Raw genomic sequence first — 13,156 nt, forward strand, 5'->3', positions numbered from 1 at the left:
CGACCGGGCCGCTCCCCGTCAACCTCACCCCCGAGCCTTCCAACATCTTTCGACTCGGATCAGGGAATGGATGGTCGAGCGAGTCTCTTGCTCCGCTCACCAGCGCGCAGCGGCCCGGTCCCCCACTAGGAGGTCCGTATGGCCGGTTCCGCTGACATCGCCATCAACATCATCGGCAACGCCCAGTCCGCGGTCTCCGCGTTCAACGAGGTCGGCGACGCCGCTGCAGGGCAGCAGAACAAGTTCGACAAGATGAAAGCCGGCGTCACGATCGCGTCGGCCGCCGTCGTCGGCGGCGTGATCGCGTTCGGCACTGCCAGCGTCGACGCATACTCCGAAGCCGAGCAGTCGCAGGCAGCACTCACCGCCGCCTACGAGAAGTTCCCCAACGTCGCCAACGTGCAGATCGACGCGCTCCGCGCGCTCAACAGCGAGATCCAGCACAAGACCGGCTTCGACGACGACGCACTCGCCGCCTCGCAGGCCACCCTGGCCCAGTTCGGTCTCACCGGCGACCAGATCCAGAAGCTCACCCCGCTGATGGCCGACTACGCCGCGAAGACCGGCAAGGACATCACCGGCGCGGCCGAGGACATGGGCAAGGCCATGCTCGGCCAGACCCGCGCGCTCAAGGCCGTCGGCATCGACCTGCCACCCGCGGGCGCCGCCGTCGAAGCCGTCGCGAAAGCGCAGGACGCCGCCTCCAAGGCCGCCGAGAACCTCACCCAGAAGCAGCAGGATCTCGCCGACCTCGAGGCACGCCAGGCTGGAAAGACCCAGCTCACCGTCGCTGACCAGCAGGCACACCGCGACGCGCTCGCCGCCGTCGCCGGCGCCCAGCAGGAAGCGACCGCCACAACCGACGCCCTCGCGGCCGCGCAGCAGCAAGCGGCCGCTGACGGGTCCCAGTTCGATCAGATCGTGAAGGGACTCGACGGCACCGTCGGCGGCTTCGCCGAGACGATGGGCGGGACCGCTGCCGGCAAAGCGAAGATCCTCGAGCAGAACTTCGGCGACATCCAGGAGACCGTCGGCGAGATGCTCATCCCAGCGCTCACGACGCTCACCGACGTCGGCGCCGCCGTCACCCAATGGCTCAGCGAGAACCCTGCCCTAGTGCAAGGACTCGCGATCGCCGCCGGAGCACTGAGCGTCGCCCTCATTGCACTGAACATCGGCCTCTGGGCCTCGACGACAGCCTTCTGGGCGCAGACCGCAGCGCTGCTAGCCAACCCGATCACCTGGATCATCCTCACCGTCATCGCCCTCGTCGCCGCGATCGTGCTCCTCGCCACAAACTGGGACCAGGTCACAGCGTGGATCTCCGAAGTCTGGGGCGGCTTCATCACCTGGATCACCGACGTCATCAACGGCTTCGTCTCCTGGTGGAATCAGCTGTGGGGCGGCTTCGCCAACTGGATCTCCGAGGTGTGGACGAACCTCACCCTCGGCATCCAGCTCGTCTGGAACCAGTTCATCATCTGGCTCGCCGGCATGATGCTCGGCTTCGTCACCTGGTGGAACGGCCTGTGGGCTGGAGTCGGGCAGTTCATCTCCGACGTGTGGAACAACTTCGTCCTCGGCATCCAGCTGCTGTGGGGTGGGTTCTGGGGCTGGATCACGGGCGCGATCGGTGGCTTCGGCACCTGGATCAGCGACACCTGGAACGGCATCTGGAACGGCCTCGTCGGCATCGTCCGCGGCGTATGGAACGGGGTGCTCAGCTGGGTCGAGTCCGGCGTGAACGGAGCCATCGACCTCATCAACGGGATGATCGGCGCCGTCAACAACGTCGGCGGAATCATCGGCATCAGCGTCGGCCTCATCCCGCACGTCAGCATCCCGCGCCTCGCCTCGGGCGGCGTCACCAGCGGGCCCATGCTCGCCCTCATCGGCGACAACCCCGGCGGCCGCGAGCTGGTGACCCCGCTCGATCGCTACGAGGCCGCGATGGACCGTGCCTACACCGCAGGCCAGCAGCAGGGCAACGGCGACCTCACCGTGCACCTGTCGGGCGACCCTGGCCTCCTCGAGCAGATCGTCGACGTGCGCGTCGAGCGCGGCATCAAGACCTACGAGGACCGCAGCTACATGGCTGGCCTACAGGGTCGACGACGGTTCGCGTGAATCTTTAAGGTCTCACGGCGACGCGCAAGACCTCGCTCCCTTCCATTCCTCTCTCTCCGACCGTGCAGGTAACGTGTCGTCACATGTCGTCGCGATGTGGTTGTGGCCACACTTTGGCCACAACCGAGACCTGATGAGCACGATCGAGCACGCACGAGATCCGCGGAATTACGCGGGTCTCGGGCCTCTCCTACGTGATCACGCACCCCATGAAGCGGGTTCGACTCCCGCCGTCGCGTCCATCTCGCCGACGGGAAGCTGAAGGAGTGCTCCGGAACTCCCTTGCGAACCGCGGTGTGCAGGCATCCCTTCTGTCGGCGCTGCTGTTCGGCGCGGGAACGCCGTTCGCCAAACTGCTCCTGGGTAGCGACATCAACCCGTGGCTGCTCGCGGGCCTGCTCTACTGCGGCTCCGGCATCGGTCTCGGCATTCTCCGCCTCATCCGTCGCGCGCCCCGCGTCCGCCTCGAGCGCCGCGAGCTGCTCCCGCTCGCCGGCGCGATCCTGACCGGCGGGATCGCCGCTCCTGTGCTGCTCATGGTGGGCCTCTCCCACATGCCGGCATCGGGCGCATCCCTCGTCCTGAACGCGGAAGGCGTCTTCACCGCGCTCCTGGCGTGGTTCGTCTTCCGCGAGAACGTCGATCGCCGCATCGCGCTGGGCATGGTCGCGATCATCGCCGGCGCGATCCTCCTGAGCATCCCCGACGGCGCCGAACTCGGCAGTCCCTGGCCCGCCCTCGCCGTCGTCGCAGCCTGCTTCTGCTGGGGGCTGGACAACAACCTCACGCGCAAGATCGCGCTCACGGACGCCACGTGGCTCGCCGCCGTGAAGGGCCTGGTCGCCGGGCCCGTCAACCTCGGCCTGGCCGTCGCCCTCGGCGCCGGCGTGCCCGCTGTCGCCGGCATCGGCGCCGCCCTGGTCGTCGGCTTCTTCGCGTACGGCATCAGCCTCACGCTGTTCATCGTCGGTATGCGACACGTCGGCACCGCCCGCGCTGGCGCCTACTACTCCGTCGCCCCGTTTTTCGGGGCGCTGCTGGCGATCGCGTTCGGAGAGCGGCTCACGTGGCAACTCGTCGTCGCGGGTCTGCTGATGGCCATCGGCATCTGGCTGCACCTCACCGAGCGGCACGCGCACGAGCACACGCACGCGCCCGAGACCCACGCGCACGGGCACAGCCACGACGAGCACCACCGACACGACCACTCGGAGCCGATCGCTCCCGGTGTGCGCCACACGCACGAGCACACGCACGCTCCGCTGCGGCACAGCCACGATCACTATCCCGACGCGCACCACCGCCACGGGCACTAGTCCCGCGACCGCCGACACGCGTGGGGAGACGACGAACGCGACGGTTCAGCATTTCATTTATACAGAAATCCATGTATTGTCGCCGTCATGACCACCGCGACGGCCAGCGTCTCCCACACCGCCGCGCTGGCACGCTTCGGCCACGCGCTCTCCGATCCCACCCGCGTGGGAGTCCTGCTCGCGCTGCGGGAGGCACCGGCCTACCCGTCCGACCTCGCCGACGCACTCGGAGTCTCGCGGCAGGTCATGTCCAACCAGCTGGCCTGTCTCCGCGGGTGCGGGCTGGTCGCCGTCGTGGCTGAGGGGCGGCGCAGCTCGTACCGGCTCGCCGACGACCACCTCGCGCCCGCACTGAACGAACTCCTCCAGGTGGTCCTCTCCGTGGAGCCCGACTGCTGCGCCGGGCCGAACTGCACGTGCGCATGAGCACCCGTCTCGACACGCGCTCGCGCAGAGATGCGCTGCGACGTCGGATCCGGTGGATCGTCGCCGTCACCATCGGCTACAACCTGATCGAGGCCGTCGTCTCACTCGCGGCCGGCAGCGTCGCGTCGTCCACCGCGTTGATCGCGTTCGGTCTGGACTCGACCGTCGAGGTCCTCTCGGCGGCCGCCGTCGCCTGGCAGTTCACGCGTCGCGACCCGGAGCGTTGGGAGAAAGGCACGCTCCGCGTCATCGCGGTCGCCTTCTTCGCGCTCGCCGCCTACGTCTCTGTCACGTCCGTGTTCGCGCTCGTCGCGCGGGTCGAGGTCGAGCACAGCCCCCTCGGCATCGTCATCACCGCTCTCAGCGTCGTGATCATGCCGTTCCTGTCGCTCGCCGAGCGTCGCGCGGGACGCGAGCTCGGATCGGCGACGGCCGTCGCGGACTCGGCGCAGACCCTCCTCTGCACCTACCTCTCCGCCTCCGTCCTGATCGGGCTCGTCCTCAACGTGCTGCTCGGATGGTGGTGGGCGGACGCCGTCGCGGGGCTCGTGATCGCCGGCTTCGCCGTCCGCGAGGGCCTCGAGGCGTGGCGCGGCGACGCCTGCGCCACCTCCGTCGGGATGCTGATCGAGGACTCCGACGACGACCGGCAGGGAATCCACGGCCACTGAGCGGGCGCCGGCACGCTGGCCCACGGCTATGCGGTAGCTGTGCGATTCCTCTGCACCGGGACTTCTTGGTCTCGCCTGGGAGATCCGCGAGGACGGTCTTCTCCTGAGAGCCGCCCCTCTCGTCGATCTCCGGTCCGGTGATCAGGGTCGGCGGCTCGGAACGGAGAGTCGGATGCCTCTTGCATCGTCGACCGACACGAGACGCAGTCTGCGCATCGCGTCGCTGACCACCCCGAAGTCCCCCTTCGGCCGCGTCGTCTGGAAGTCGGTGAGCGGCGCCACCTCCGCCGTCTTCGTCGCGGGCGCGATGATCGCGGGGGTCGCGCTCGGGGTGACGGCGCCCGCCGTGTCCCCGGTGTCGTCGCCCGCCGCGACCACCGCGATCACGATGGGTGGAGCGACGTCCGCGACGGGACCCGCGTCGACCGCGGTCGGCTCCGCCACGACGACGGGCGCCGCGACGAGCTCCGCACCGGCAGCGGCGGCTGCGGGTACCTCGACCACGGCGAGGGATGCTCCGGCGATGGCCTCCTTCGAGCCCTCGCACGCGCATCACGACACGTCGCGGCAGCAGGGAAGCGGTCGTGGCTGAGACGGCGGTCGCCCGGATCGGCGGACCCTCGAGACGCGCGCCGGTCGCCGACCGGATCATCCTCGCGGTGTTCGCCCTGGGCGCCGTCGCCGTGACCGGGCTCGCCGTCGCCCTCGCGCCGGCCCCCGTCATCCTGAACCTGCCGCTGGTCGCCCACGCCTCCGGTCTCCTCGCCGGCTATGCGGTCACGGTCCTGATCGTCCTCATGGCGCGCGTGCCGGTGCTCGAGCGGACCATCGGCGCCGATCGGATGGCGCGCTGGCACGCCCGCATAGGCAAAGTGACGATCGTGGCGATCCTGGTGCACGCGGTGGCGGCGACGCTCGGGTGGGCGGAGGCGCAGATGCTGTCGATCGCGGCATCCACCGATCAGGTCCTGATGATGCCGGGACTCGTCGCCGCGACCATCTCCACGATCCTGTTCCTCGTGATCGGCGCCACCTCGGCGCGGGCCGCCCGGCGGCGGATGCCCTACGAGACCTGGCACGCCCTGCACACGCTGACCTACGTGGCGATCGCACTCGCCTTCGCCCACGAACTCGCCGGCCCCGATCTGGCCGGCCATCCCCTCATCCAGGTGGCGTGGAGCTGCTGTACACAGTGAGCTTCGCCCTCTTGATCCGCTACCGACTGGTCGCGCCGCTCCTCCAGGCGATGCGGCACCGGCTGCGTGTGGTCGCGATCGTGCCCGAGGGCCCCGACACGATGAGCATCGTGGTCCGCGGTCGCCACCTCGACGAGCTCGAGGCGACGTCGGGGCAGTTCTTCCGCTGGCGGTTCCTCACGCGCCGCAACTGGGTGTCGGCGCATCCGTTCTCGCTGTCCGCTCCCCCGACGAACGACGAGCTCCGCTTGACCGTGAAGGCCGTCGGTGCAGGTACCCGCTCACTCCGGTCGCTCCGGGTCGGAACGCGCGTTCTCGCGGAGGGGCCGTACGGGGCCATGACCGAACGGCGTCGGACGCGCCCCGACGTGCTGCTGATCGCGGGCGGTGTCGGGATCACGCCCATGCGCTCGCTCTTCGAGACTCTGAACCCGGACGGCGGACGCATCACCCTCCTCTACCGCACCCCGACACCGTCGGATGCGCTCTTCCGTGAGGAGCTGGAACGCATCGCCCGCACCTGGGGCAACGAGCTGATCCTCTGGACCGGGCGATCGTCGGAGCCGGAGAACGCGATGACCGCGGCCAACCTCCGGCGCCACGTGCCCGACGTCGACGCGAGAGATGTGTACATGTGCGCCGGACCGGCCCTCACCGCGGCCGCGGGTGCCGCGCTGACCGAGGCCGGCCTGCCCAAACGGAACCTGCACATCGAGGAGTTCGCCTTCTAGGCGACATCCGAGACGATCGATGGGATCCTCGACATGATGACGACAGACCGGCGCGCACGCCTTCTCTACGTGGAGGACGAACTCGAGGCCGCGGAGATCGCGATCGAGGTGCTCGACGAGCACTATCGCGTCGACCACGCCGCCACCGGCGAGCGCGCTCTCGAGTGGGCGCTGCAGCGGCGCTACGACGTCATGGTCATCGATCGCCGCCTGCCGGGGATGAGCGGCACCGAACTCATCGAGCGCATCCGCGTCGCACGCCTCGAGACGCCCATCCTCATGCTGACCGCTCTCGGGACGGTGGATGACCGCGTGACCGGGCTCGACAGCGGCGCCGACGACTACCTGCTCAAGCCGTTCGACTTCACCGAGCTGCTCGCCCGCCTGCGCGCTCTGCGTCGCGGGTCGCGGGCGCCGTCGGATCGGCGGGAGCTCGGAGAGTGGATCTACTCCCCCGCGGCGCAGGCGCTCTACTCGCCCACGATGCGACGCGTCGCTCTGACGGCGAAGGAGAGCGATCTGCTCGAGCTGCTGACCTCCAGCCCCGACCATGTGTTCTCCCGCGCCGAGATCCTCGCCGAGGTCTTCCCTGAGGGCGGCTCGCTCAACACCGTCGACACCTACGTGCACTACGTCCGCAGGAAGTCGACGCCCGGGCTCATCGAAACGGTACGGGCCCGCGGCTACCGGAGCGGAGGCGGACATGACTAGGGTCGATCGCGTCGCGCCGGGTTCGGACCGCGGCCGGACGCATCACGCCGCCGTCCGCGTCGGCCTCTGGGTCGGACTGTCCTCGGCGGCGATCGTCGGACTCATCGCGGTCGTGACGATCGTGGTGCTGGTGACCGCGTCACGTGACGAGCAGGGCGACGGGCACCGGGGCGGGCGCTTCAACGACCGGGTCGTATCGGTCGGCGACCTGCTGCCGCTCATCGTGGTCCTCGGGCTGGCGGGTGTGGTCGCGCTCGCGGTCATCGCCTGGTACGCGGCCCGTCGCGCGACCGCGCCGCTGGCTGAAGCGCTGCGCATCCAACGCGCGTTCGTCGCCGACGCCAGCCACGAGCTGCGCACGCCGCTGACGACGCTCACCAGCCGCATCCAGCTCGCCGAGCACCGTCTCGAGCGAGGCGGCGACGTGCGAGGAGCGCTCGCGCAGCTGCGCGCCGACGCCGACACGATGGACGCGACGCTCACCGACCTCCTGCTCGCCGCCGAATCGGCCGGCTCGCCGAGCACGGCGCGGTCGACCGAGACCTGCAGCGTCGCGGATGCCGCGCACGCCGCCGCCGAGACGATGGCGCCGACAGCGGCCGCCAAGTCGATAACCCTCCTCGTCGACGGCGAGGACGCCCGCGCCGCCATCGAACGGATCGCCCTCACCCGCGCCCTCCGGGCGCTCCTGGACAACGCCATCACCCACTCGCCGCCGGGTGCACCCATCACGATCGGCTACGTGCTCCGAGCAGATCGCGTCGAGGTGCGGGTGTCCGACCGCGGACGCGGCATCCCGGCGGCCGATCAGGACCGCGTCTTCGACCGGTTCGCCCGCAGCGACACCGGCGGCACGAAGCGGGGCTTCGGCCTGGGGCTGGCGCTGGTGCGGGAGGTAGCCGACCGGTTCGGCGGTTCGGTGCGCGTGGAGTCGTCGTCTCCGGCAGGCACGACCATGCTCCTCGAGCTCCCCTCCGCGGATCCCACGCTGGGAGATCGCTGAGCGCGCAGCATCCTTGGTCTGGAATTGGAACGGGCCTCGCAGACTGCCCTCCATGACCGCAGACGATCACCAGCCTTCCGGCCAGCCCACGGGCGAGCCCGCTCCGCAGCCCGCCGCCTCCGCGCCCGAGTCGCCGACGACTCCCCTTCCGGCGTCGGCGGATGCCGCCACCACTCCGCAGCCCGCCACCGCCGAGGCGACGACGCCGCAGCCCGTGACGCCGGCTCCGGCCGTTGCGGCGCCCATGGCCGTCGCGCCCGCGGCGACGGTCGTCGAGAAGAAGCCCTTCCTGCGCCGCACCTGGGTGCTCATCGTCGGGGCGGCGATCGCCGTGATCCTGCTCCTGGGCATCGGATCGGGCATCGGCTGGGCGGTCGCCTCGCACGAGGGCGGCGGCGAGCGCTCCTCGAACTCGGGGTCGGACGGTCGCGAGAACGGACACGGTCAGAACGGCCACGGTCAGAACGGGCAGGAGTCCGGCCAGGGCAAGGGCGAGCGCCACTCCAACGGCTCCGGTGAGAGCCAGAACGAGCAGACGGAACCCGGCACCTCGAGCCCCAGCCCGACCCCCTCTCCGACGACCTGATCGCGCGCGCCGTGAATAGGCTGGACCGGTGAGCGATGCACTCGACGCCGGGCCCTTCTTCCACGGCACGAAAGCCGACCTCGCGGTGGGCGGGCTGCTCACCGCGGGGTTCCGGTCGAACTACCGGCCCGAGATCGTGATGAACCATATCTACTTCACCGCGCTCCGCGACGGTGCGGGGCTCGCGGCCGAGCTCGCCGCGGGCGACGCCGAGCCCCGCGTCTACGAGGTCGAGCCCCTCGGGGCGTTCGAGAACGACCCCAACGTCACCGACAAGAAGTTCCCGGGCAACCCCACCCGCTCCTACCGCAGCACCGAGCCGTTGCGTATCGTGCGCGAGGTGCTGGACTGGACGCGCCTCTCGCCCGAGGCGCTGCAGACGTGGCGCGAGCGGCTGGCGGCGATCCGCGACGACGAGCGCGGCGAGATCATCAACTGATCGCCCGGTGAAGGGAACCGATCTCGGCCGGATCGGCGGTCAGCCCGCGTACCACCCGAAGCTCCCGGTCGGCCCCGCCGCGTGCGGCCCCTGCTCGCCTGGAGAGGCGGCGCCGAGCATCGAGCGGGTGAGCTGCTCGCGCGCGTCGAGCAGGCGCTCCAGTTCCGCGGCGAGATCGTCGTCGCCGGGAGCACGACCGTCGCGGCTCGCCCGCAGCACGCTGCGACGGATCAGCTCCTTCGCGAACGACCCCGTGACACCCGCGGCGCGCTCCGCCGCGGCGTCGAGCGCGGCATCCGTGAACGGAAGCCCCTGCGCGTACCGGCGGAACAGACGGCGACGCTCGGCGAGGGCGGGCAGAGGGATCTCCACTGCGAGGTCGACGCGGCCGGGGCGCTCGGCGAGCGCACGCTCGAGCACCTCGACGCGGTTCGTCGTCATGAGGAACGCGACATCGGCATCGCCGTCGAGCCCGTCCAGCGCATCGAGCACCTCGAACAGCAGGGGCTGCGGCGAGCTGTGCCGCTCCATCGCGACGAGATCGATGTCCTCGAGCACCACGATGGCGGGCGTCAGCGTGCGCGCGATCTCGGCGGCGGCCGTGACGAACCGGATGCCGGAGCCCGTGAGCACGACCGCCGTAGTCCCCGGGGTGATGCTCAGGAGGTGGCGGACGGTGAGCGTCTTGCCGGTCCCGGGAGGGCCGTAGAGCAGCACACCGCGCTTCAGATGCTGGCCGGCGCGGCGCAGCTCCTCGCGGTAGGCGCCGATGTCGACGACGTGCTGAACCGCCTCCTCGAGCACTCCCTCCGGCAGGACGACGTCGTCGGAGGCGACGCTCGGGCGCACCAGGAAGGTCGCGCCCGCCTCGCGGCCGTACTCCGTCGGCTGGAACGACAGCACCTGACCGCGCAGCACGCTGTGCTCGACCATCGCGGCGCGAAGTGCGGCGAGGAACCGCGTGACCACTTCGGGCTCGCCGCCCATGATCTCGACCATCGCCGCCTCGCGCCCGTACTGCCGTGCGGCGGCGCGCTGCGTGACGGCGAGCGGATGCCCCTCGAACCGCAGCAGTCGCAGACCCAGCGACACCACGCGCCGGCTCGAATCGGGGCCCGTCGCCCGCTCGGCGTAGTCGACCGGCCCCGGCGCGTACCGCAGGTACGGATTGCTCACGAACTCCGCGAGTCCCTGCTGGTGGCGCTGCTCTCCGCCCGAGACGCCCACGAGCAGGCCGTCGCCGGCGAGCACCTCCAACGCGATGTCGGCATCGACGAGCCGGTGATCGGCGATCGTCTCGTGCACGACCGAGACGGCGGATGCCTCGGTGCCCAGGTGCTCGCTGATCAGTTCGCCCAGCGGAGTGAGCGTCGGCACGGCCTCGTGGTCGGGGAGCTCGTTCACCCGCCTCAGGTATCGCTTCACCTGTCGCATCAGGTCTCGGTCATCGTCGTCGATCACAGCGCCTCCTCACGAGCCGCCCACCCTAGCAATCGCCGGTGACCGGGCGGGATGCTCCTCTACACTCGGCCCATGACCAGCCCCGAGGCATCCGACGCCGGAGTGTTCGTGGTCGGCGAGGCGCTCGTCGACATCGTAGAATCGGACGGCACCGCCGTCGGGCATCCCGGCGGCGGCCCCGCCAACGTCGCCCTCGGCCTCGCACGCCAGGGGGTACCGGCGCGCCTGCTGACGTGGCTCGCGCGCGACGCGCACGGCGCGATGGTCGCCGAGCACCTCGAAGCCTCCGGTGTGCGGGTGGAGGAGGCATCCTTCTCCGCGTCCCGCACCCCGACGGCCACGGCGCACCTGCGCACGGACGGCTCGGCGTCGTACACGTTCGATCTGGAATGGGATCTGCCGGACGCCTCCGCACCCGCCGCCGCGGCGGCCGTGCACACCGGCTCGATCGCCGCCTTCCTCTCGCCCGGAGCGGCGAAGGTGCGGGCGCTGATCGAAGCGGCGGCGGCGCCGGTGATCTCGTTCGACCCCAACATCCGCCCGGCACTCGTGCCGCCGCACCCCGAGACCCTCGCGATGTGCGAACGGCTGCTGACGCAGGCGACGCTCGTGAAGCTGTCCGACGAGGACGCCGAGTGGCTGTGGCCCGGGATGCCTCCGGCCGACGTGCTGCGCACGATCCTGTCGTTCGGCCCGCGGCTCGCGGCGATCACCCGTGGGGGCGAGGGGGCGATGCTGGCGACGGCGGACCACACCGTCGAGGTGCCCGCGCCGCGGGTCGAGGTGGTCGACACGATCGGCGCGGGCGACACCTTCATGGCATCGCTGCTGGCCTCGGTCGTGGCGCACGGCGACGCGCCGTACGACCGCGACGACCTCGTCTCGTTCGGCACCCGGGCGGCCGCCGCGGCGGCGGTGACGGTCTCGCGCGCGGGCGCCGACCTGCCCTGGGCGCATGAGCTCGGCTGACGCGGATCGACGTCGGCGAGCCCGGGCATCCGTCCGCGGGAATACCGCGCGACGCGCGGGCGTATGACTCTGCGTGACGGCGCGCCTCGCGCCGTACGCTCGATATGACGCACCATCGAAGGGAACAAGGAGGTCGGATGCCGCACGCAGCCCCCATCGACTCGTCCCCCGACGAGCACGCCCCGCACGGTGAGCACGCCTTCGACATGGTGACGGCCGACGAGTTCAAGTCCGCGTTCCGCGAGCACCCGGGCGGGGTCGCCCTCATCACCGCCGACGCCGGGAACGGTCCCGTGGCCCTCACGGCCACGTCGGTCGCCTCGGTGAGCGCCGACCCGCCGCTGCTGGTGTTCTCGGTCTCGGCGCTGTCGTCCAGCGCGCCGACCCTCACCACCGCCGACACCGTCGTGGTGCACCTCCTCGGTGCCGACGATCTGCCCCTCGCGCAGCTGGGGGCGACGAGCGGCATCGACCGCTTCGCCGACGCCTCCGCCTGGACCCGTCTGGTCACGGGCGAGCCCGTCTTCCACGGCGTGCCCCGCTGGATCCGCGCGCGCGTGGTGAACCGCTTCGAATCGGGCGGATCGACCGTGATCGTGGCGCACGCGGTGCAGGTGAACCTCCCCGAGGAGCCCTCCGACCGCGGTCTGGTCTACCTCAACCGGCAGTGGCACCACCTCGGCGAGCACTCCCGGATCACCGACGTCTGACCCGTCTCCGGCGGGGCCACGGGGCATGGGATCCGTTCTTCTTCGACCTGTATCCTGAGGCCCGCGTCGTACCCTCGCACGGCGCGACGGAGGGGTTCCCTGTGGCGAAGAAGACCAGCGCCGAGAAGACGGCGGCAGCGACACTGGAAGCGGCCGCCGACGCGGCCCGGGACGCGAAGCGGTTGAGCCGCAACCTCCCCCCGAAGGACGCCAATAAGCTGCGCGCCCTCGCCGACGATGCGAAGGATGCCTCCCGGGCGTCCAAGAAGAAGCTCGCCGAGAAACCGCGCAAGGTCGCCAAGTCGGCCGAGGCCGTCCTCTCACGCCTCGCCGACGCCACGGCGAAGATCGAGGCGAAGGCCGCCAAGGAGGCGGCGAAGGCGGCCGAGAAGGCCGCACGCGCAGCGGAGCTGAAGGCGGCCAAGGCCGCGGCCAAGGAGGCCGCCGCCGCCGAGGCGAAGGCCGCGAAGAAGGCCGCTGCGAAGAAGTCGGAGAAGAAGTCGGCCGCGTCGAAGACGGGCGCGACGAAGGAGCCCGCGACCCCGAAGACCGTCTCCGCGAAGAAGCCCGCGGCGTCCGCTCCGACCGTGGCCGCCGCCGTCGCCGAGCCGGCCGTGCCGGCGGCATCCGCCCCCGTCGCGGCGCCCCCGCCGACCACGCGCCGCGCCGCTCGCGCCCCGCGCACCGCGCCGACGTCCGACCTCGCTTCGCTCACCGTCGTGCAGCTGCGCGCGCGCGCCCGCGCCGAGGGCCGTCGCGGCTACTCGCGCCTCCGCAAGTCGCAGCTCATCGCGCTGCTGTCCGCCTGAT

General features: G+C 70.9%; 15 protein-coding genes. 13 read left to right on the forward strand and 2 right to left on the reverse strand.

The annotated features are described in order from the left end of the window. Positions 1 to 138 precede the first annotated feature (138 nt). The 4 genes from ACSJDX_RS00770 to ACSJDX_RS00785 all read left to right on the forward strand — a co-directional run bounded on the left by ACSJDX_RS00770 (position 139) and on the right by ACSJDX_RS00785 (position 4,540). Entirely contained in the window at positions 139 to 2,127 is a 1,989-nt protein-coding gene (locus tag ACSJDX_RS00770) for a hypothetical protein (RefSeq protein WP_438353703.1), read from the forward strand. A 266-nt stretch (positions 2,128 to 2,393) separates the two neighbouring features. Beyond that, entirely contained in the window at positions 2,394 to 3,443 is a 1,050-nt protein-coding gene (locus ACSJDX_RS00775; RefSeq protein ID WP_438353704.1) for an EamA family transporter, read from the forward strand. A gap of 87 nt (positions 3,444 to 3,530) precedes the next feature. Further along, a complete protein-coding gene (locus ACSJDX_RS00780) occupies positions 3,531 to 3,869 on the forward strand; it encodes an ArsR/SmtB family transcription factor (protein ID WP_438353705.1) in 339 nt (112 codons plus the stop codon). Then, the gene (locus ACSJDX_RS00785) at positions 3,866 to 4,540 is read left to right on the forward strand and encodes a cation diffusion facilitator family transporter (protein WP_438353706.1); all 675 of its coding nucleotides are present in this window, start codon (positions 3,866 to 3,868) and stop codon (positions 4,538 to 4,540) included. Before ACSJDX_RS00780 ends, ACSJDX_RS00785 begins: the two co-directional genes overlap by 4 nt. A gap of 141 nt (positions 4,541 to 4,681) precedes the next feature. Here ACSJDX_RS00785 and ACSJDX_RS00790 read toward each other — a convergent pair whose 3' ends face one another. Beyond that, positions 4,682 to 5,044: a hypothetical protein gene (locus ACSJDX_RS00790; RefSeq protein ID WP_438353707.1), complete on the reverse strand. Its 363-nt coding sequence runs from the start codon at positions 5,042 to 5,044 to the stop codon at positions 4,682 to 4,684. An 80-nt stretch (positions 5,045 to 5,124) separates the two neighbouring features. On the opposite strand from ACSJDX_RS00790, the gene ACSJDX_RS00795 reads away from it, so the two are divergent. From ACSJDX_RS00795 to arr, 6 genes are read left to right on the forward strand one after another with little or no spacing between them, the layout of a single operon-like run. Further along, a complete protein-coding gene (locus ACSJDX_RS00795; protein ID WP_438353708.1) occupies positions 5,125 to 5,736 on the forward strand; it encodes a ferric reductase-like transmembrane domain-containing protein in 612 nt (203 codons plus the stop codon). Then, entirely contained in the window at positions 5,715 to 6,467 is a 753-nt protein-coding gene (locus tag ACSJDX_RS00800) for a hypothetical protein (RefSeq protein WP_438353709.1), read from the forward strand. Before ACSJDX_RS00795 ends, ACSJDX_RS00800 begins: the two co-directional genes overlap by 22 nt. A gap of 33 nt (positions 6,468 to 6,500) precedes the next feature. Further along, positions 6,501 to 7,178: a response regulator transcription factor gene (locus ACSJDX_RS00805; protein WP_438353710.1), complete on the forward strand. Its 678-nt coding sequence runs from the start codon at positions 6,501 to 6,503 to the stop codon at positions 7,176 to 7,178. Continuing rightward, complete coding sequence (locus tag ACSJDX_RS00810; protein WP_438353711.1) at positions 7,171 to 8,181, forward strand: sensor histidine kinase; 1,011 nt, start codon at positions 7,171 to 7,173, stop codon at positions 8,179 to 8,181. The genes ACSJDX_RS00805 and ACSJDX_RS00810 overlap by 8 nt, the downstream gene beginning before the upstream one ends. A gap of 52 nt (positions 8,182 to 8,233) precedes the next feature. Then, positions 8,234 to 8,767: a hypothetical protein gene (locus ACSJDX_RS00815; RefSeq protein ID WP_438353712.1), complete on the forward strand. Its 534-nt coding sequence runs from the start codon at positions 8,234 to 8,236 to the stop codon at positions 8,765 to 8,767. A gap of 28 nt (positions 8,768 to 8,795) precedes the next feature. Beyond that, on the forward strand, positions 8,796 to 9,206 hold the full coding sequence (arr, locus tag ACSJDX_RS00820; RefSeq protein ID WP_438353713.1) for an NAD(+)--rifampin ADP-ribosyltransferase: 411 nt from the start codon (positions 8,796 to 8,798) through the stop codon (positions 9,204 to 9,206). A 39-nt stretch (positions 9,207 to 9,245) separates the two neighbouring features. Here arr and ACSJDX_RS00825 read toward each other — a convergent pair whose 3' ends face one another. Next, entirely contained in the window at positions 9,246 to 10,667 is a 1,422-nt protein-coding gene (locus ACSJDX_RS00825; RefSeq protein ID WP_438353714.1) for an AAA family ATPase, read from the reverse strand. Between the two features lie 72 nt (positions 10,668 to 10,739). Here ACSJDX_RS00825 and ACSJDX_RS00830 point away from each other — a divergent pair, with 72 nt between their 5' ends. The 3 genes from ACSJDX_RS00830 to ACSJDX_RS00840 all read left to right on the forward strand — a co-directional run bounded on the left by ACSJDX_RS00830 (position 10,740) and on the right by ACSJDX_RS00840 (position 13,155). Beyond that, positions 10,740 to 11,636 carry a carbohydrate kinase family protein gene (locus ACSJDX_RS00830; protein WP_438353715.1) on the forward strand — a complete coding sequence of 299 codons (897 nt, stop codon included), beginning with the start codon at positions 10,740 to 10,742 and terminating at the stop codon, positions 11,634 to 11,636. A 137-nt stretch (positions 11,637 to 11,773) separates the two neighbouring features. Next, positions 11,774 to 12,346: a flavin reductase family protein gene (locus tag ACSJDX_RS00835; protein WP_438353716.1), complete on the forward strand. Its 573-nt coding sequence runs from the start codon at positions 11,774 to 11,776 to the stop codon at positions 12,344 to 12,346. A 101-nt stretch (positions 12,347 to 12,447) separates the two neighbouring features. Further along, entirely contained in the window at positions 12,448 to 13,155 is a 708-nt protein-coding gene (locus tag ACSJDX_RS00840; RefSeq protein WP_438353717.1) for a hypothetical protein, read from the forward strand. Position 13,156: the final 1 nt, after the last annotated feature.

Source organism: Microbacterium fluminis, assembly GCF_051549805.1.
GTDB lineage: Bacteria > Actinomycetota > Actinomycetes > Actinomycetales > Microbacteriaceae > Microbacterium.